Source organism: Capnocytophaga periodontitidis, from assembly GCF_016126015.1.
Lineage (GTDB): Bacteria > Bacteroidota > Bacteroidia > Flavobacteriales > Flavobacteriaceae > Capnocytophaga > Capnocytophaga periodontitidis.
The window spans coordinates 214,875-234,858 of the sequence record NZ_JAEFDB010000001.1; the positions used below are offsets into that span (position 1 = coordinate 214,875).

The 19,984-nt window shown below is 39.4% G+C and carries 22 protein-coding genes; 12 read left to right on the top strand and 10 right to left on the bottom strand.

Annotated features, from left to right (window positions below):
- The 6 genes from I7X29_RS00990 to I7X29_RS01015 all read left to right on the top strand — a co-directional run bounded on the left by I7X29_RS00990 (position 1) and on the right by I7X29_RS01015 (position 4,448).
- Positions 1–1,587: a DUF6138 family protein gene (locus tag I7X29_RS00990; RefSeq protein WP_198472497.1), complete on the top strand. Its 1,587-nt coding sequence runs from the start codon at positions 1–3 to the stop codon at positions 1,585–1,587.
- Complete coding sequence (locus I7X29_RS00995; protein ID WP_198472498.1) at positions 1,584–2,447, top strand: NADAR family protein; 864 nt, start codon at positions 1,584–1,586, stop codon at positions 2,445–2,447. The genes I7X29_RS00990 and I7X29_RS00995 overlap by 4 nt, the downstream gene beginning before the upstream one ends.
- Positions 2,440–2,847, top strand: coding sequence for a hypothetical protein (locus I7X29_RS01000; RefSeq protein WP_198472499.1), 408 nt, complete (start codon positions 2,440–2,442; stop codon positions 2,845–2,847). Before I7X29_RS00995 ends, I7X29_RS01000 begins: the two co-directional genes overlap by 8 nt.
- A gap of 175 nt (positions 2,848–3,022) precedes the next feature.
- Positions 3,023–3,340, top strand: coding sequence for a DUF4298 domain-containing protein (locus I7X29_RS01005; RefSeq protein ID WP_198472500.1), 318 nt, complete (start codon positions 3,023–3,025; stop codon positions 3,338–3,340).
- 21 nt (positions 3,341–3,361) lie between these two features.
- The gene (locus I7X29_RS01010) at positions 3,362–3,955 is read left to right on the top strand and encodes a hypothetical protein (protein ID WP_002681539.1); all 594 of its coding nucleotides are present in this window, start codon (positions 3,362–3,364) and stop codon (positions 3,953–3,955) included.
- 19 nt (positions 3,956–3,974) lie between these two features.
- Positions 3,975–4,448, top strand: a complete 474-nt coding sequence (locus I7X29_RS01015; protein WP_198472501.1) for a hypothetical protein — start codon at positions 3,975–3,977, stop codon at positions 4,446–4,448.
- 14 nt (positions 4,449–4,462) lie between these two features.
- Here I7X29_RS01015 and I7X29_RS01020 read toward each other — a convergent pair whose 3' ends face one another.
- The 4 genes from I7X29_RS01020 to I7X29_RS01035 form a co-directional block, all read right to left on the bottom strand.
- Positions 4,463–5,581, bottom strand: coding sequence for an ABC transporter permease (locus tag I7X29_RS01020; RefSeq protein ID WP_198472502.1), 1,119 nt, complete (start codon positions 5,579–5,581; stop codon positions 4,463–4,465).
- 7 nt (positions 5,582–5,588) lie between these two features.
- Positions 5,589–6,695, bottom strand: a complete 1,107-nt coding sequence (locus I7X29_RS01025; RefSeq protein WP_198472503.1) for an ABC transporter permease — start codon at positions 6,693–6,695, stop codon at positions 5,589–5,591.
- Between the two features lie 3 nt (positions 6,696–6,698).
- Positions 6,699–7,436, bottom strand: coding sequence for an ABC transporter ATP-binding protein (locus I7X29_RS01030; RefSeq protein WP_198472504.1), 738 nt, complete (start codon positions 7,434–7,436; stop codon positions 6,699–6,701).
- Between the two features lie 90 nt (positions 7,437–7,526).
- Positions 7,527–8,432 (bottom strand): ABC transporter ATP-binding protein, encoded by a 906-nt coding sequence (locus I7X29_RS01035; RefSeq protein ID WP_198472505.1) that lies wholly within the window; start codon positions 8,430–8,432, stop codon positions 7,527–7,529.
- A gap of 90 nt (positions 8,433–8,522) precedes the next feature.
- Between I7X29_RS01035 and I7X29_RS01040 the strand changes: the two genes are divergently transcribed.
- A complete protein-coding gene (locus I7X29_RS01040; protein ID WP_198472506.1) occupies positions 8,523–8,852 on the top strand; it encodes a DMT family transporter in 330 nt (109 codons plus the stop codon).
- An 8-nt stretch (positions 8,853–8,860) separates the two neighbouring features.
- On the opposite strand, the gene I7X29_RS01045 is transcribed toward I7X29_RS01040, so the two are convergent.
- The 4 genes from I7X29_RS01045 to I7X29_RS01060 form a co-directional block, all read right to left on the bottom strand.
- On the bottom strand, positions 8,861–9,418 hold the full coding sequence (locus I7X29_RS01045; protein ID WP_198472507.1) for a hypothetical protein: 558 nt from the start codon (positions 9,416–9,418) through the stop codon (positions 8,861–8,863).
- 114 nt (positions 9,419–9,532) lie between these two features.
- A complete protein-coding gene (locus I7X29_RS01050) occupies positions 9,533–10,462 on the bottom strand; it encodes an HlyD family secretion protein (protein ID WP_198472508.1) in 930 nt (309 codons plus the stop codon).
- A 172-nt stretch (positions 10,463–10,634) separates the two neighbouring features.
- The gene (locus tag I7X29_RS01055; RefSeq protein ID WP_198472509.1) at positions 10,635–11,948 is read right to left on the bottom strand and encodes a TolC family protein; all 1,314 of its coding nucleotides are present in this window, start codon (positions 11,946–11,948) and stop codon (positions 10,635–10,637) included.
- 74 nt (positions 11,949–12,022) lie between these two features.
- A complete protein-coding gene (locus tag I7X29_RS01060) occupies positions 12,023–12,652 on the bottom strand; it encodes a TetR/AcrR family transcriptional regulator (protein ID WP_198472510.1) in 630 nt (209 codons plus the stop codon).
- A 204-nt stretch (positions 12,653–12,856) separates the two neighbouring features.
- Between I7X29_RS01060 and I7X29_RS01065 the strand changes: the two genes are divergently transcribed.
- From I7X29_RS01065 to I7X29_RS01085, 5 genes are all read left to right on the top strand, one after another.
- A complete protein-coding gene (locus I7X29_RS01065; protein ID WP_198466455.1) occupies positions 12,857–13,633 on the top strand; it encodes a C40 family peptidase in 777 nt (258 codons plus the stop codon).
- A 35-nt stretch (positions 13,634–13,668) separates the two neighbouring features.
- Positions 13,669–14,373 carry a 4-hydroxy-tetrahydrodipicolinate reductase gene (gene dapB / locus I7X29_RS01070; RefSeq protein ID WP_198472511.1) on the top strand — a complete coding sequence of 235 codons (705 nt, stop codon included), beginning with the start codon at positions 13,669–13,671 and terminating at the stop codon, positions 14,371–14,373.
- Positions 14,374–14,525: 152 nt separating this feature from the next.
- Entirely contained in the window at positions 14,526–15,338 is an 813-nt protein-coding gene (locus I7X29_RS01075) for an HAD family hydrolase (RefSeq protein WP_198472512.1), read from the top strand.
- 16 nt (positions 15,339–15,354) lie between these two features.
- Positions 15,355–16,908 (top strand): signal peptidase I, encoded by a 1,554-nt coding sequence (gene lepB / locus I7X29_RS01080; protein ID WP_198472513.1) that lies wholly within the window; start codon positions 15,355–15,357, stop codon positions 16,906–16,908.
- Entirely contained in the window at positions 16,909–17,532 is a 624-nt protein-coding gene (locus I7X29_RS01085; RefSeq protein ID WP_198472514.1) for a WbqC family protein, read from the top strand.
- A 417-nt stretch (positions 17,533–17,949) separates the two neighbouring features.
- Here I7X29_RS01085 and bshC read toward each other — a convergent pair whose 3' ends face one another.
- Positions 17,950–19,551 (bottom strand): bacillithiol biosynthesis cysteine-adding enzyme BshC, encoded by a 1,602-nt coding sequence (gene bshC / locus I7X29_RS01090; protein WP_198472515.1) that lies wholly within the window; start codon positions 19,549–19,551, stop codon positions 17,950–17,952.
- A 15-nt stretch (positions 19,552–19,566) separates the two neighbouring features.
- Entirely contained in the window at positions 19,567–19,869 is a 303-nt protein-coding gene (locus I7X29_RS01095) for a hypothetical protein (protein ID WP_198472516.1), read from the bottom strand.
- Between the last annotated feature and the right edge of the window lie 115 nt (positions 19,870–19,984).

The following is a 19,984-nucleotide window of genomic DNA, read 5'->3' on the forward strand; positions in this document are numbered from 1 at the left end:
ATGAATACAGCAGAAAAATACGCTAAAGAAATTCTACAAGGCATATTAGAAAAGATAGGAAGTGAAATAAAAACTCCTTATCAGTATCGCTACCTTGTGGAAGGCTCTGCTAACTATATTTTAATTGAGCAAGATGAAAATCGTGATAATAGCATCCTCTTTTATACTTCACTCAAAAGGTATAGTACCCCTCAAGAAATAGTTATTACCAATTCCTCTACACTTTCTAAAGAAGAAAAGAAAACTATTGCTAATACTTTGCAGGAGAAAATTACTAAGATATTTTTTACAGAAGCTTTTTTTGGAAAGTTTAGGTACAAAACATCGGTAAATATTGAATTTGAAGATTACACACTACAGTTCAAACTGGTACACGAAGCACGCAAAGCAGAGCTTAAGAATCGTTTTGATACTTTTATGGAAGAGGTAATCAACCACCCCAGTAGAGAAATGGAGGATGGAGAGATAGTTAGCTTTTTAGATAAGTTATTTGATACAGAGCTCAATGGCTATACAGCGAGCCAAATCATAGCTATTGCTGAAAAAACATTAAAACTTTATGCTGGTAAAAAAGATTGGCTAAAAGAAAATGCAAGATGGCTTACTTTTAAGGCTAGATATTGGAAGTATGAAGTTTTCTATCCATTGTACTATGATGAAAAAGGATCTCAATGGAATACTAAATATACACTCAAAGAAGGTATCACCCCTGAAAAAATTGATACAGACAAACTAAACCTCTATATACAACAAGCCCTTTGGAAAATCAAATACAAACAATACAGTTGGGATGTAAAGTCTGCTCAAGAAGATTTAGAACGAGCTGCTAATGAACTGGGGTCGGAGAAAGCTAAGCAATACCTTAAAAAAGGTACGGGCGAGATACCCGATGACCTTATTCACTACAAAGATAGCCAATTGGAAGCTGATGCCAATGATGTATTTGCTACCATTAGCCTTAAAATCAAGCAAGAGACTGCTGAGGCTTATGGTAAGGCATTGGATTTTATCATTGCGCTGCTTAAAGCAGGATTCCACCATAGTTATCAAATCAAGCTGAGTTCTAAAGCTCCTAAACAGTTTTTGGATATAAAAGGTCTTGTAAAATCAAGCACTCATCGCTTTTTTGCACAGGCATTGCAATATGAGACCTTGCATCCTAAATTAGAGGAATATGCGAAGGTAGCGATAAAAGAGCTTGAATGGTATACCGATACGGAATATATTGAAAATAGTTGTGTAACAGGAAGTTATGCCATATTTGGCTTAGGACTCACCAGCAAGAAGTATTTTCCTTTGGTTGAGCAATACTTTAAGCTAGTAGATGATGAGGACCAGATGATGATACACATAAATTTTGTGAATGCGCTAATAAAAAGGCATGGGTTTAACGTAGAGACCTTGCCTACGATATATGAGGGAGTGATTTCTTCACAAGATGATGTGATATTCAAGTCGCTTACAGAGGCGATGAAAAATCCTGAAAACAAAGCACTCCTCAACGACTTTTTGAAAGACAAAGAGGATTACTACCAAGAGGCGATGTATTATGCCGTATATGGCAAAAATTGGGAGAAGAAAAAATGAAACCTACATTTGAACTTAAGACCCCTCCTTGGATTAAGTTTCCAGAGCTTTCAGAGTTTACCATAGGCTGGCGTATGGGCTATGGTGAAGCCTATGCTTATGATTTTTGGAAATGGTATAGGGCACTTACCCCTGCACAACAGCAAGAGTATCAAGAGCTATATCCTCGTCCTTGCTTTTGGCATTTAAATACTTGGAAGCCAAGAGTTACGATAGAAGAATTAAGTTCTGGGAAGAATGATTACTATTATGGGGATAATCGTATTCCCTTTTGGCAGGCTAAAGGAACCTACAGATACTCTCTGACATTTTTTTTAAACTCAGCAAAAGAACTCAATTTTCTATTCTTTTGGAAACCTAATGCTCAGGTGATAGATGAATCTTGTTTTTCGCAATGGCAACCTTCTCCTTTTCAGTTGAATGCTTATCACTATTCTTGTGCTGAACAGTATATGATGGCTGAAAAAGCGCGTTTGTTTGGTGATGAAGAAGTAGAAAAGGAGATAATGAACACTTCTGACCCTAAACTGATGAAAGCCTTGGGAAGGAAAGTGCGCAACTTTGACCCTCAGGTGTGGGACAAACTCAAATACAGCATCGTGCTGAATGGAAATTACTACAAATTCACTCAGAATAAGGAAATGATGGACTTTTTGCTCTCTACTGGTGATAAAATATTAGTAGAGGCAAGTCCGATGGATACTATTTGGGGGATAGGCTTGGGGAAAGACAATGAGAAAGCACATAACATCGCCTCGTGGCGTGGCAAGAACCTCTTGGGCTTTGCGCTAATGGAAGTAAGAGACGAGATTAGAAAGGTATATCAGAATATACATTTGCTGAAAAATAGCAATGAATAGACTCAAAATCAATGTAGTTACACTAAAAGAAGATGAATACCTTATTCGCGATAGTATTCGTTTTGAAAATTGTAGTTATCTACAGCTTTTCATTGACGATGAGGATATAGCTACTTATCCTGATTTTGAAGATATACTGATAGTCCCCACTGAATTATACAAAAGTAGCTTACAAAGTGGTGAATATCTATTGTTTACTTGTGCTTGTGGTGTTGCAGACGATGGAGGATGGGCAACAATTAAGGTAGTACATTCAGAAGCTATTGTTCAATGGGATTTTTTGAGGGACAAACCTTATTGTTTTAAGTTTTCTAAAGAAAATTACTTAAAAGAGGTTCAAGTTATCAATAAAGAAGACTATAGTTTCATTCCTAAAGAGATTATTTTTCCTGAAATTTAGTCTTTAATATGAGTTTAATAAGAAAATGTGTTCTTTTTAGGTTTAACTTTGCCAAAGTCTAAAAATTTTGGCAAAGTGTAGCGATACAAATACGATTTTGAGACTTTTTAAATAGTCTTTCTGTGATATAGAAATAATAAGTTTGAAGTAGAATATAGCTAAAAATAATATTAAAATGAATAAACGATACGAAAACATCAAGAAAATGAACGATATCCTCTTACGATTAGAGGGTATTCTTAGCAAAGCTGAAACTCTTTTAGAAGAATGGAAAGCCATACAACCCGAGTATGAGGCTTTGGAGGCGTATTACGACAGCCCTCAATGGCGCGAAGACTATTTCGATAGCAACGACGGTAAAATGCCAGATGAGGTACCACAATGGGTACTCACCCAAGATGCTATTTTTGATGCCATAGGCACTCAATTCGACCTTGTTGACGGTTTCCAACCGCTACTCGATAGCATCAATGCTAGAAAGTGGAATGAGTAATTTCAAAAGTTAAAAATAAGAATGAAAAAACTACTTATCTATCTTGTTGTTATTATTTTCTGTTTGCCCAATATTTTCATTCTTTATAAGACTTTTAATGTGTTAGACAACCTTGATTCCCTACCTAAAAAAACAGGTTGGGTAAAGGGATATGAGTACTGGGGAATGGGGAAAAAGAAAAATTTAAATATTTATTTGGCTTCAGAACAGGAGGTAAAACAAATGAAAGAGCCTAGCAGAGAGGGTGATGCGGACATTAGTTTAAGGTTAAAGAAGTTCAACTTTGTAGACATCCCTGAAATAAAGTTTAGAGATAAAATTACCTATTACGAGTTAGAAGATGATTTTGTCTATAAGACAAGTCTTTCTGATAGGCCTAAACTCATAGGTGTTGCTACAGAAGGGAAGCCCGTAAGTTACCATCACCTCTTCGTGGAAATTATGGAGTTTTATGAAACTTTTGTCAACTATGCTGTGTTTTTGTTAAATGTGCTTGTGATAAACTATTATGAAAGAATTTTTAAAACAGAAAAAGGATTTCTATTGATGTTCATTCCTCCTTTATTTTATGGCATTATCTTTATTGTTTGTCGTATAATTCTTCCTTTTTTTTAGTTAAAATTGATATATTGAGATGTTACAAGATCGTATTGAGCAAAAGCTAATAGAACTTGCTCAAAAAGCAAAAATAATTTCTTATAAAGCTAATCCTTACTGTGAAGTATTAGGATTGGTAAATACCGAAGCACTAATGTCTTTTTATGATTTTGTACGGGAGGCTATACGATATGAGAACAATACCCCCTATAATGATAGGTTGTTGTTAAATGAAGAACTAACTTCAGTTAAAAAGAAAGAATGGATACTCTCTAAAATACAATCTATTACTACAGTAGGGGATGTAATTATACTTCCATTCCTCGATTTTGGTATAAGATTGTGCTTAACTGAAGTGTCTTCATTTTTTCTTAACGAAATAGCCCAATGTGAAGCTGAATTTGTAGGTTGGGATATAGGTTATAGCAACGAAACTAAAGGATGTTATCAGTATTTTTCAGATGAAGAATATTACCTATTTGAGTATGAAAAGTATACTCGTCATTTGTAATTCGTTATTCGTAATTAACTCGTTTTCTTATAGTTCCAAATTGCCCAGCTGTTCAGCAGTATTGCAAAGCCTACTAAATATAAGAACTCAGTACTGAGTTGTGCAAAACTACTGCCTTTGAGCACAATAAGGCGCATTGCATTGACAAAGTGGGTTACCGGAATAGCATTACTCACTTGCTGACTCCAAGCGGGCATACTGTCTACACTGGTGAGGAAACCGCTCATCAATAGGAATATCATTATAAAGAAATAGGCGATGAACATAGCTTGCAACTGCGAATTAGCATAAGTGGAGACCAGAAGTCCGAAGCCGAGAATCGCGATGAGGTACATTATCGCAAAGGCATACAAGGTGAGCAAACTGCCTGCGGGGAAGATACCATATACTACATACATCACCACAAGCCCCAAGGTAAAGAGAATGAGCCCCACTACCAAAAAGGGAATGAGCTTGCCTAAGATAAACTGCCACTTCTTGATAGGCGTTACATTAATCTGCTCGATAGTGCCTATTTCCTTTTCTTTGACTACATTCAAAGCAGAGAGAAATCCCCCAATAATAGTGAGTAATAAGGCTAAAATGCCTGGAACTATGTAATATCTGTACTCCATTTGTGGGTTGTACCAGTGTGTATTCGCCACACTGAATTTGGCTATATTGCTTATCCGTTGGGGTGTTTTCACATTTATATCGAGCTGAGTGTTGAAGTCACGTATTACCGAAAGCAAATACGCTCCTCCTAAAGACGACTTGCTCCCATTAATCGCATCGATAGAGAGACCAAGTGTCTGCTTTCCTTCGCGTACGAGGTTGCGCTCAAAACCTTCGGGGACTTCTAAAACTACATCAGCTTTACCGTCTTCTATCAGGGCGATGCCTTCTTTGTAAGAGAAAGGAGCCTCTACGAGTTTAAAGTAACCCGAGGCAGTAATCTTCTGTATCAGTTGGTGAGAATAGGTACTTTGGTCGTGATCGATATACACAAGGTTAATGTTCTTCACATCGAAATTGGCAACTAAGGGCAATATAATCAGCTGCATCATAGGCGCCACAAGCATCATTGCCAAGATGGTCTTATCTCGGAATATCTGCTTAAATTCTTTTTGGAGTATAAATGATAAGGTTTTCATTTCTTCTTTATTGTAATCTAATCTTAAACTTCTTCATTGCAAGGCTTAAGAAAATTACTGCCATTGCTATTAATATCAGCGTTTCTTTCCATACATAAGTAAAATCCAATCCTTTGAGCATTACTTTCTTCACGATACTGTAGTAATAACTTGAGGGGAAGACTTTAGATATCCCCTGAAAGATAAGAGGCATATTCTCTATGGGGAACATAAAGCCGGTAAAGAAAGCCGTAGGGAGCATCATTCCCATCATAGCGATGAGCATAGCCGTTTGCTGTGAAGCGGTAATGGTGGATATGAGTAGCCCCAACGACAAACAGATGATGATAAACAAGGTGCTTTCGGCGTACAACAACAGCAGATTGCCACGTATCGGGACATCGAGCATATAGACCGATAGCAGGAGTATCACGGTGAAGTTGATGAGCGAGAGAATAAGGTAAGGCACAGCTTTGGCAATGAGTATCATTATAGGTTTGAAAGGCGATACCAAAAGGATTTCCATAGTGCCTAACTCTTTTTCGCGCACCACCGCTACCGAGGTGAGGGCAGTACTCACTATCATAAAGACGAGCGCAATCACCCCAGGTACGAAGTTCATAGAGCCATTCTGCTCCTCGTTATACAGCATTCGGTTTTCAACGGTTATCTGGTAGGGTAGTTGCACAGTAGGGTTCAGCTCTTGCTGATAGCTGGCTACCATAGCTGAGAAGTAGTTTTGCACCGTTTTAGCCGTGTTGGGATCGCTCCCATCGGTGATGAGTTGTAGCGAGGTGCCACTGGGTGTGTAGAGGTCTTTGCCGAAATCGAGAGGGAAGATGAGCGCAGCTTTTATGGTGCCACGCTTGAATTGGTCTTCTACTTGATCGTAACGAAACAAAGGGTCTTTCAGCTTAAAATACGGACTTGCCTGCAAGCGGTGTGTGATTTCTTGGCTATAGGTATTGTTTGCCTGATCTAATACAGCGATACCGATATTCTTGACCTCGCTGCTGAGGGCTTGACCGAAAAGGATAATCTGCGCTATGGGAATACCGAAGAGTATCAGTAGCGTGCGACGGTCGCGGAATACGTGATAGAATTCCTTGCGTATAAAGGCGATAAGCTGTTTCATTGTTTAGTCTGCTGAACGTTTTGCTTTACGGGCGAGTTGGTAGAACACCTCGTCCATTGAATGGGTATTAAACTGTGATTTAAGGCGAGTGGGCGTATCCATTGCTTCCACTTTGCCGTCTACCATTATGCTGATGCGGTGACAGTACTCGGCTTCGTCCATATAGTGGGTGGTAACGAATACGGTGATGCCCTGCGCGGAGGCTTCGTATATCATATCCCAGAACTGACGGCGCGTTATCGGGTCTACACCACCGGTAGGCTCGTCGAGGAATACGATTTCGGGACGATGGAAGATAGCCACCGAAAAGGCGAGCTTCTGCTTCCAGCCAAGAGGTAGCGACCCTACGAGTTTGTTGGCTTCAGCCTCCAAGCCGAGCTTGGTGATAAGCTGGGTACTGCGGGTTTTGATTTCCTTGCGACTCAAGCCATAGACGCCTCCGTAGAAGGTGATGTTTTCCTGCACGGTGAGGTTGTCATACAACGAAAACTTCTGACTCATATAGCCGATGTGCTTTTTTATCTGCTCTTGCTCTCGATAGACATCGAAGCCTGCTACTTGTGCCTCGCCCGAGGTAGGATAGGAGAGTCCGCAGAAGATGCGTATAGCGGTGGTTTTCCCCGCACCATTGGCACCGAGGAAGCCGAAGATTTCGCCTTTTTCAACGGTAAGGGAAATGTTGTTTACGGCTTTGAAATCGCCGAATTGCTTTGTTAGGTTATGACAGTGTATTGCGTACATCTTATTAAATTAGCAAATTACCCCCACACATACTCTGCTGTCGCAGACCTTTCCGAAGGGGGACAATCTGGAAAGGTGATAAATATTGTTTCAATTTGCTTCCATTAATCTTATAAAACTGTCCTCGATGGTGGGGGCAATGGCTTTCCATTCGAGGTGGGGGAAGGTGTTTTTCAGCTGTTGCTCGAATATGGGAATGTTGGTGTTTTCCTTGACAGTAATGTGTAGGTACTCGCCAAAGGGGTAACAGCTATCAATGTTGGGGTGCTCGCGCAGGTGCTGGAGCAGTGCGTACAAATTGGGAGCCTTGATAGCATAGAGTGCAGTGGGGTACTGGGCTATGATTTGCTCGGGGGTGCTGGTGGAAAGCACCTTGCCTGATTGTATTAAGGCAATGCGGTCGCACAGGCTGGCTTCGTCCATATAAGGGGTGGAAACGAGTATGCTGATGCCTTGCGCCTTCAGTTTTTTCAGCATCTCCCAGAACTCTTTGCGCGAAACCACATCTACCCCTGTGGTGGGCTCGTCTAACAAAAGGACTTTGGGCTTGTGAATGAGGGCACAACAAAGGGCTAACTTCTGCTTCATACCCCCTGAGAGCTTGCCCGCGCGACGGTTGCTAAACGGCTTTATTTGCTCGTAAATATCCTTGATAAGGTCGTAATTCTCAGAAATAGTCGTACCAAAAACAGTAGCGAAGAAGGAGAGGTTCTCCTCGACAGTGAGATCTTGATAGAGAGAGAAGCGCCCAGGCATATAGCCCACGTGCTTGCGGATCTCCTTATAATCTTTGACGATATCCCAGCCCTCGATGCTTGCTGTACCCTCATCAGGCAAGAGGAGAGTGGTGAGCATACGAAAGACGGTGGTTTTGCCCGCCCCATCGGGACCGATAAGCCCAAAGAGTTCGCCCTTTTTAACTTCTAAGGAAAGGTGTTGGACGGCGTGGATATCGCCGTAGGACTTGCTGAGATTATGTATAGTGATGCTTGTCATTTTATTAATTAGGTGTGAGCCACGCAGGCTGTTTTTTTTATTGTTAAAAAAGTTGTATTTTTGCCGCAAATTAATAAATAATATACTTATATGCACTATTTGTATTTAACCTTAGCTATTGTTTTTGAAGTGCTGGGCACTTCTCTTTTGGGCAAATCGGAAGGGTTTTCTAAATGGTTACCTACCGTTGGCTCTCTATTTTCATTTGGAGTTTGTTTTTATTTTTTATCCTTAGCCCTCAAGAATATTCCGTTGGGGGTAGCCTACGCTATCTGGTCGGGGGTAGGGATTGTACTGACTGCTATTGTGAGTATTCTTGTTTTTAAGAACAAAATAGACTTGCCTTTTGTATTGGGTTCCCTGCTTATTATCGCAGGGGTGTTGGTTATCAACCTTTTTTCAAAAGCGAGCGGACACTGATTTTCTTTTTATTTTTCCTCTTTTTTTCTTGTTATCAAAATAAATACTACGCATATTACCAGTCCTACAAGAGCGGGTTTGGCTACTGACCAACCGCTTGCACCACTGCTCACCACGCTCCATAACAGTTTTAAAAGCGCTGCTAACACTACGGTGTAGAGCAATAAGCGCCATTTTCTCTTCCACGCTGAGACTATCAGCAGATAGAAAAAGAGCGGTACCGTTAGTGAGAAAAGTATCTTTTTTGTGTCCCACGTGCCTTTGAGATAGTCCATTTCGTAGGCTAAGAAGCCGAGCACTTTAGGGTCGGTTTGTTGTGGGATGGAGAACCAAAACATACTAGTAAATAGGCAAAAGATACTCAATGACACTCCTGCATACGATTTCCTCAAAGCAAAATACACCATAGGCACGATAAAGAGCGGGCGCACATACCAGCTCAATATATTGTGATGCCGTGCAAAAGTCCACTCAAAAAAGGAGTCATTAGTGAGAAAGACTACTATAAAAACTATGGTAAGCAGGACGAAAACCGTTGCTATTACTTTGTCGTATTTCTTTAACATAGGGTTGTATTTGTTAGTAAGCTACAAAAAATGTGCTAAGAGTATGAGTTACAAGCTCTGTTCTTAATAGGCACAAGCCACAGGTTCGCGCCAGCGGGGGGGTGTAGAGCGAGGTTATTTGAATAGTACTTCACCGTACATTCCTATCTTGAGATAGCCGTCGTTTTTAACCTTTATCTTGATGGCGTATACAAGGTTAGCGCGTTCAGATTTGGTTTGAATTGTTTTGGGGGTGAACTCGCTCTTTTGAGATATCCAGATAATTTCGCCTTGATAGGTGCGGTATTCGCCTTTTCCGGCATCGGTGCGCACGGTAACTTGCTGTCCTAATTTGATTTGGGATAGTTGGTCACCGGTGATGTAGGCTTTTAGAGTTAGTACATCGGTATTGGCGATTTTGTATAGTGGCTTCCCGAACGTCTGCATTTCTCCTTTTAGGGCGTAGTTAGTAAGCACAGTGCCCGCAATGGGGTTGATAATATCACCCTGATTAATTTGCTCTTGAACGGCTTCGGCATTCTTTTGCAGAGGAGCTTCTTGGCTGAGCACATTGCGGTTCTGGGTGTTGATATTGGTCAGGCTCACCTTGAGTTGGTTCTCGGTTACAGCTATCTGCTTGCGAAGCTGGTCGATGAGGGCGGAGAGGTCGTCCAATTGCTTTTGTGTGGCAGCCCCACCACGTACTAAGTTCTGCGTACGCATAAGCTCACGTTCCTGTTGGGCGAGTTGTGCGCGCTGTACTTCGAGTTGGCTACGAATGAGTGCCACCTGGTCGGCAGGGTTTTGGGTTTTCTCTTTGAGTGAGGCGATAGTGGCTTCCACTTGCTCTTTCTGTATCTTGAGAAGGGCGACGTTTATCTGACCGACCTTTTGACCTTCGGTAAGAGTTTTGCCTTCCTCTACATCGTAGTCGATGAGTTGCCCCGTCTGTTGGGCAGAAACAATGACTTCGTCGGCTTCGAAGTTGCCAGAAGCGTCGAATTTGTTCTTATTATTGCAAGCTATTAAAGCTATCAATGTGGTAATAAGTGTTATCTTTTTCATTTTAGTTCCTCACCCCCATTGCCCCCTCTCCTTGGGAGAGGGGGCAAGCCATAAAGGCAATAGGGGCGTTTTTTATTGGGTTATTATTCAGTAAATGGTATTCTTGTTCTGTTTTGTTGTTCAGTTATTATCCAATAAATGGTATTCTTGTTCTGTTTTATTGTTAGCCTCGCTATAACTCCCCTCCTTGGGAGGGGCTGGGGGAGGATTGTCCAGTAATTAGTTTTTGGTTCTCTTGTGCTTGCAAGAGTTGTATTTGGTGCAGGATAAGAGTTTGCTGGGCAAGATGCCAAGCATTGACTTTCTGCAGGTATTCGTGGGTGGTGATGACCCCATTGTCCAACTGTACTTCGGCTGCTTTGGCGACGGAATGGCGCAAAGTTACCGATGCTTCATCTTGTTCTATGAGCTTTTGTAGCTTTTTGAGTTGCTCGGACTGTTGGGTAAGTTCGAGTTTTGTGTTGAGCAAGAAGGCTTGGCGGTCGGTTGTGAGACTTTCTCGATTGAGGCGCAAAATGTGTCTCTTGCTCGATAAGTTGTATAGCGGACTTAGATTCCACTGCAAACGGAGCCCTGTGATGTAGTAGAAATCCGCTTGGTTGCTGAGCATATTGAGTGTGGGACGCCCGTAACCACCTTGAAAAAACGCACTGAGCTTAGGTATATATTCGCTACTGAGCTGTTTTTCTTGGGCTTTAAGTAACGATTCCTGTAGCTGAAATCCTTTGAGTTCAGGACGAAAAATTTCGGTACTTAGGGTTTGAGACTGGGATTGGGACGCAGGCTGTGCAAGCTGGGAAGCGTTGGAGAGCTCTTTACCTATGAAAGTAGACAGCATTTGCAAGTAGGTAGCTTGAGTAGCTTCGTACTCAGTGGTTTGCATTGTCACGCGGAGGATTTCGGCTTTAAGCTCGTCTACATTGCTGGGGAAGGTCGTACCGTTTTTTAGGGCTACTTCCGCCTTCTTAAGTTGCGACTCAAGCGTTTCGATATTGAGGCGGTTTTGAGAGAGTTGCGCATTGATGAGGAGCACCCCAAAATATAGGTTGCTCACGCGTTGTTTCAGGGTGTACAATTGGGTTTCGACCGCTTGTGCTTGCACGGCACTTTGAGCTTTGGCAATAGCCTTCTGACTGTGAATCGTACCACCTCCGTAGAGAAGCTGGCTTACCTCGCCCACGACCTTGTATTGCTCTTTGTCAATCGTAGGCAAAGAGACATTAGGAGGCAGTGGGAGTGCTCCTACAATGGTTTTAGAGAGGTCGGTTACTTCCGACTGGTAAGTGGCTTGCCCTAGGATAGAGACCTGTGGAAGGTAAGCACGATTGACATTGGTAAGGGTATAGCCTTCGGTTTTGGCTACCAAATCGAGCTTTTTGACAGCAGGGTAATTCTCTCGTGCCAATCGATAGCAATCCTCCAAGGTAATCGTTTCTTGTGCGATACCTATTATGGGGAAGAGTAAAAGTAATGCTATAAATCTCATATATAATTGTTGTTTATTTTATACAATATGTTTAACCATTTGGTTAGGTTGTGGATAAAAAATATATCTCCTCTTTATTCAGCCCTATTTGGGAGGAACAATATCGCTCTAATCCATTGTGGGATAAGGGTTTTGCGCTGAAGCATTAAGGCTTTATACTGTTCCTCGGGTAGGTTGGTAATTGCACTTAATATAGGCTTGGCAACAAAAGGGAATATCACCAACCCAATGACATTGAGAATAGCTTGTATTAAGTTAGGCTCGCTAATTTCACCGCGGGCTACAGCTTCAGCATATTGACGGGTGAGCGCCGAGTTAGTAAGTACTTCCCTTATAGGACTTTGCTCTACAAAAAATTGCGGGTTAGGACGTACCTCGTTGAGTATAAAGGTCGGCAGGTCAGGTTCTTCCAAGAGCAAATCAATATAGTTAGCCACAACTTGCTTTATTTTCTCCTCTAAAGAGGTACTTTCATCATTGAGGATAACACCTACACCTTTAAAGAATTGCCCCATTGTTTCCATCATTACAATCTCAAAAAGCTTTTCTTTACTGCGGAAATAATAGTTGAGCATCGCGTGATTGATACCTGCTTCCTCAGCAATATCACGGGTGCGAGTGCCTGCGTAGCCCTTCTGGTGAAAGACTTTGCGAGCAGCGGCTTTGATGCGTTCTTCGGTGGATGTGTCTTTAGTGTTACTCATTGTTGTTTGATTTCGGGGGCAAAATTATATTAAACGTTTGTATTAACCAAATGGTTGATGTTAAAATTTTGTTAATTGTGTGTTTTAACTTAAATAGTATATTTGATAGAGAAGGTGAACTCTTGTAGTAGAATCATCATATTTACTAATTCTATAGTTTGCTAATTTGCTAATTGACAAATTATTCGTATCTTTGCGCGCGTGATGAGTATGAAAATATTAGAAACCCCTTATGGAATATGCCATTTGAGCGTTGTTCCAGTACGCTTAGAGCCCCTTGAAGGAGCCGAGATGATTACGCAATTACTATTCGGTGAATTGCTGCAAGTGATTGATAAAGAAGAACATTGGAGCTATGTGCGCTTGTTATTCGACAATGTAGAAGGCTGGGTAGATAACAGTCAGTTTACAGAAATTTCGGATAAGGACTACAAAAAATGTCTTAAGAAGAAAGAGAAATACGCACATCGATGGCTTACTAAACTCCGTTTGAAAACAGGAGATGATCTCTTTTTGCACATACCCAAAGGGGCAACTTTCTCTCATAATCATCTTTTACATACTTTTCAATCTACCCAAAGAACTTCTCATCAAGGCGTAGTTTCCACCGCTTTAGAATATCTCAATGTACCTTTTTTGGCAGGAGGAAAAACTCCTTTTGGCATAGATGCTTCTGGTTTGGTACAAATGGTCTTTAAACTCAACAATATACATCTACCTCGCACTGCTGAGAAACAAGCAAAATGCGGGGAACTCATTAGTTTTATAGAAGAATGTGAGGCAGGCGATTTGGCTTTTTTTGATGATGAAGAAGGAAATATCATTCACGTAGGAATTCTGTTAGGCGATAATAAAATTATTCATTCTTTTGGGAAAGTGCGAATTGATCGTTTGGATCATATAGGAATATTCAATAATGAACTTAGAAACTATACACATCAGTTGCGACTTTTAAAAAGAGTTGTATTTGATAAGAAATAAGAAAATAAAACATTGACTATTAATTTATTAATTATATGAAAATTGCTTTATTAGGATATGGTAAAATGGGTAAAACCATTGAACAAATAGCTGTTGCGCGTGGTCACGAGATTGTTTTGAAAATAGATAATGCCGAAACTCCTTACAACATTACTATAGCCGATGTTGCTATAGAGTTCAGCACGCCCAATAGTGCTTTTGCAAATATCAGCAATAGTTTGACACATAAAGTACCTGTGGTAGCAGGTACTACAGGGTGGTTATCCCAATATAACGAGGCGGTGGCATTGTGTAAAGCACAACAAACCGCTTTTTTGTATGCATCTAATTTCAGTATAGGGGTGAATGTATTTTTTGCTCTCAATAAAACTTTAGCTAAACTAATGTCAGGACTTAAGGAGTATGAGGTAGCTATTGAGGAAATCCATCATACCCAAAAACTCGATGCTCCTAGTGGTACGGCAATTACTTTGGCTGAAGGTATCATCGCAGAGACAGATAAAGCTGGCTGGCATTTAGATACCGCTGGGGAAAACGAAATTCCCATCGTAGCCAAACGCATTGATAATACCCCTGGTACTCACATCATCACTTATAGCAGTGAGGTGGATACTATAGAAATTAAACATACTGCTCACAATCGCAATGGTTTTGCTCTTGGCGCTGTGATGGCAGCGGAGTGGATTGTAGATAAACAAGGGGTCTTCACGATGAGTGATGTACTTGGATTTAGCAATTGAAAATGATGATTATAGAATATAGTAATCAGTATTTTTATCTAGTTCAAGCAACAACATTACATAACTAAAATGCAAGAAACTTATTTTCTTTAAGAAAAAGGCATTATCTTTGCAAACTCATAACTCATAATTTTTTAACTCATAACTAAAGAATGTATAAAATTATATTTTCTGATATTGATGGAACTCTTTTAAGCGGTTCACGTACTCTTACTCAAAATACCATTCACGAAGTGAAAAAACTGAAAGACAAAATGCCTTTCATTTTAGTATCTTCACGTATGCCTCAGCAAATGTATCACATACAAAAAGATTTAGGTATAGCAGGTTTACCCCTTATCGCTTATAATGGAGGATTAGTGCTCAATGGTGAAAAAGTACTGCACTCAGTAGCAATTCCTCTTCAGATATTGGAAGAGGTGGTTACTCTCAACGAAAAAGAGTTTGCTTCAGAAATACATATTAGTTTTTATTACAACGATGAGTGGTATGTACCTCAATACGATCAATGGGCACAACGTGAAGAAACTATTACCAAAGTAACTCCTGTAGTACGTCCTAACCGAGAAGTGCTCACAATGTGGCAACAAGCAGGGCACGGAGCTCACAAACTGATGCTAATGGGGGAAGAAACTCTTATTGAGCGTATGTTCCAACTATTAAATGAGAAATATACTAAGGTAATGCAAATTTATCGTGGAAAAGAAACTTATATCGAACTATCAGATATCAGTATTTCTAAACTCACGGGGGTAAAAGTAGTTTTGGACGAAATATACCATTTGCCGCTGAGTGAAGCAATTGCTTTTGGTGATAACTACAACGATTTAGAAATGTTAGAAGGCGTTGGCTGTGGCGTAGCAGTAGATAATGCACGCAATGAGGTGAAAGCCGTTGCCAAACATATAACATTACACCACTCAAAAGATGGTGTAGCCGAATTTTTAAAACAATTAAATAATTAATAATTAACGATTAAAGATGATATATTTATACATTTTAATTATTGCACAACTCATCAATGGGCTATTTTTTTGGAAAGGTTATGAAAAAGCAGGTTACAGAGCGTGGCAAGCCTTTGTACCTTTTTATAATACTGTCATTTTTTTGCGTATCATCTCACGTCCGTGGTGGTGGGTCTTCTTGTTGTACTTACCTGTAATAGGCAATATTATGGTAGTAGTGATGACCTACGAATGGTTACACGTGTTTAACTATCGCAAAAAACGCTATACCTTGCTTTCAGTAGTTACTTTAGGCTTGTTTGCTGCCTATGTAACTTATTTGCCCTCTACACAATATGTAGGTAAGGATGTAGAGGTAATCAAGAAAAATGTATCGTCGTGGGTAAGTGCTGTACTCTTTGCTGTGGTAGCAGCTTCGGGTATTCACACCTATTTCATACAGCCTTATATGATTCCTACTTCTTCCCTAGAAAAAACACTGTTAGTAGGTGATTTCCTCTTTGTGAGCAAGTTCCATTACGGAGTGCGTGTGCCTATGACACCTTTATCATTACCTATGGTACACGATTCTATTCCTGTAATAGGTACAAAATCATACATCAAAACACCACAATTACCTTATTTGCGCTTGCCTGCTTTGCAAAAAGTACAACGAAATGATATTACTGTATTCAACTGGCCTACTGATACGGTAAGATACTTCCGCGATAATTCGGGTATTCACGTTGATAAACCTATTGATAAGAAATCAAACTATGTGAAACGCACGGTAGCTATCCCAGGTGATGTACTTGAGATAAAAGATGGTGATGTATGGATCAATGGCAAAAAAGAAATTTACCCTGTACGTGCTAAACTACAAACATCGTATATAGTGGTGACACAGCCTAATTTGTTTAACTCTATAGAAGAAGTTTGGAGTGCTATGTACCAACAATTTGGTGTGACCGATCGCGCTTATCCTATCAATAACGATACCTATATTTTTTCTTCTCTTACTGACGATGTGGCAAAAGCATTAGCTGCCAATCCTAATATAGTATCTGTAACTCGCAATGTGAATAAGGCTGGAGTGTACAACAAGGCTATCTTCCCTCATAGTCCTGCATTCCCTTGGAATGAGGATAATTACGGTCCCATTACCATCCCTGCTAAAGGAAAAAGTGTAACACTTACTATTGAGAATTTACCTTTGTATAAACGCATTATCAGCGTGTATGAACACAACCAATTGGAAGTAAAAGGTAATGAGATTTATATCAACGGACAAAAAGCTAATAGCTATACCTTTAAACAAGACTATTATTGGATGATGGGTGACAACCGCCATAATTCCGAAGATAGCCGTTTTTGGGGCTTTGTACCTGAAGATCACGTATTAGGAAAACCAGTACTCGTTTGGATGAGTTTAGACCAAAACGCTTCAGGCTTTAAGAAAATACGTTGGAATCGTCTATTCACCACTGTGAATGGTGATGGAGAACCCGTATCGTATCGTTATATCGTGTTTGCTTTGCTCGGTTTGTGGTTAGCTTATAGTTTGCTGAAAAAGAAAAAAGAAAAAGAATAAATGGTAACACAAGTATTATTGCACCCCACTTATTTTCCTTCAATAGCTCAATTTCATTTGATATTGAACAACCCTTGTGTGTTAGAAGTTTCGGATAACTATCAGAAGCAAACTTTGCGCAATAGGGCTTATATTTATGGTGCGAATGGTAAACAAGCTCTTAATTTACCTATCAAACACGTAGGAGGGGATACTGGCAGACAGCTGTTTAAAGATGTAAAGGTAGAAAATAATTTTCCTTGGCAACGATTGCATTGGAAGAGCTTAGAAACTGCCTATCGCACTTCACCTTATTTTGAGTATTACGAGGACGATTTGGTACGTATTTTTGAAAAACAATATACTTATTTACTCGATGTAAACCTTGATACTATTGAAACTATTTTAGCGTGCCTATTGGTACATATCAACTTTGATAAAACAAAAGGGTATGAAGCCGATCCTCAAGGAATAAAAGACTATCGCTTTTTAAGTAGTGCTAAAAAAGAATACCCTATAACAATGCCTCCATATCATCAAATATTCTCAGATAAATATGGGTTTATTCCTAACTTATCAATATTGGATTTATTGTTCCACGAAGGGCCTAATACCCAAGACTATTTGTCGAAGGTAATAGTATAGTGTAATAAAGTGTGCAACTATACATTTAAAGGTGTATAATTACACGTTTTGTTATAGGCTTTTGAAATAAGTGTTATAGTTAATTTTTATTTTAGTTATTGATAATCAGTGTATTGAATGTTTTAATGAATTAAACAAAAAGTTTGGCACAGATTTTTCCATATACTAAACAGAAAAATGCTAAATTAAACATCATCACCCTAAGTGTGATACTCATTAAAACAAATCTTGTGAAAAAGACTTTATTACTCAATGGTAATAAAATAACATTTTTCTAAACTGGAAAAATTTTCTTCATTTTGGAGTTAGTAGTAGTATTTATATGCATTGTGAAAAAGGCTCTCTAAGAAATTAGGGAGCTTTTTTTATGCCTATTTATAACAAAAAAAGACGCCAAAGGGCGTCTTTTTCGTATCGTTAGTATTGTATGACTACAAATCTAAAATCAAAGGGATTGAAGTCTTTTACTAATTCAGGGATGAATTCCTTACCTTTCAGCAAATAGAAATCGGTGAAGTTAGCAAAACGTTCTTGTAAGATGTTATTAGGGAATAGTTCACTTTGCAAAATAGTAGTGCGCTCTAATTCCTCACTAAACTTCCTTTTTTGGGCTTTTAAAAGTCGTTTTTCAAGTTTTTCTAAACCTTTTAACTGTCGGACTTCTTGGGCTTTTACGGCATTCTTAAAGGTAATGTCAGTACGTTCAGCTAATTGGTATAGATGAGTGAATTGCTGTTGGAGTAATTCCTTTTCAGGAGTAAAATCTATAGGAAATTCACTGAGTTGTCGTACTTTTTTATTCTTTAACTCTTCTGGTTTTAAGAATAAATCGTTTAGAGAAAGCTGTAGTTTTTCAATTTTCTCAGCTTGTCGTTGTGAAACGAGCATTGCCGAATTGCGCAACATCAGTATGGGGAAGGGTACTTTTTCCGTATTAAAAAATCCTTTTAATTCTAACCAATAAGCTATTTCTCCACCACCACCTATATAAGCCAAATTAGGCAATATCACCTCTTGATACAAAGGGCGCAAGATAACGTTAGGAGAAAACCGTTCAGGATAGGTATTGAGTTCTTCTAAAATAGCTTCTTTAGAGAAGTGAATATTTGTATCGTGTACCTCAAAACCTTCGGTGGTACGTATGATGCGGTGTCTGCCGTTAGGGGTAAGGTAAAACATATTCACCTCACGTGGGTTTACTTGCACAAGATAAGTGCTATTCACCTTTTGTAAGGCCTCAATACTTTTAGTTACTTCACGATGAGCAACACTGTGTAACAAATCATTGCTTATATAGGGGATAAATTCCTTTTTTAAAGATTTGTCGTTACCATCGATTACCACCACTCCATAATCTTCAAATAGGGCATTTACTAAATAGCGAGTAGCTTCAGCTAAATTATTGTTTTTTAGATAACTATCGCGGAAGAGAGCTCGCAATTCATCAGCATTTTTACCCAATCCTATTGCTCTATCAAACGTTTGAAATACCGCTTCGAGTGTATTGGTGGAAAAGTTGCCCGTTGCTCCTGTTTGGTCGCTATTCCAACAGATGGTGCGATTGCTGAGGTGAAAATGGTTGATTTCCTCAAAATCGTGGTCTTCTGTAGCCATCCAATACACAGGAACAAAATGTTTATTGGGGTACTTTTCAGTGAGCTGTCTAACAGTATTAATTACTGAAATTATCTTGAAAATAAAATAAAGATGCCCTGTAAAAAGACTCAACTGATGTCCTGTAGTAACTGTGAACGTATTACTTTGAGCTAAAAGTTCTATATTTTTGAGTACTTTAGGGGTCGTTTTTAGCTCGGCGTATTGTGCTTTTAAGCTACTTACTAAAACATTGCGTTTTTCTTGACTAAAATCAGCTTCTTTTTCAGTTATTTGCTTTTCAAATTCTGTTATTGAAGGAAAGTGATTGTAGAAAGGGCGTAGTTTTTCTTGCTCATCTACATAATCGGTGATGAGCGTAGAGAAAAACCGAATATTGGAGTAAGGAATATAAGCGGAAATCATACGCTTGGAGTATTTTTATTCGTCGTCTAATGAAGAATCGTCGGGGATGTCTAAACCGCCTACCCCTATTTCATCGTCATTATTGTTCATAAATTCGTCGTCCTCGTCGAAGTTTTCCATTGTATCGGCTAAACGAGTACTTACTTTCACTAAATAGATAGTGTCCTCGGTGCGTACTTCTAAGGCATCAACGGTCTCATTTTTGGCGTTTTTAAAACGAATTACATCTGCATCAGTATACCCATCAGGGTATTTTTCTACTAACATAGAGAGAATCTCATTAGTTAGTTTGTTGTAGTCTACTATTACGCGTTTCATATTAATATTACTTTTCACGGGGCGAAAGTAAGTTAAATTTTATAATTACAAAATAAAAAACGTATTTTTTTTTAATTTGTAGTATCTTTGCCCTCGAAAAATGCTTATGATTTCT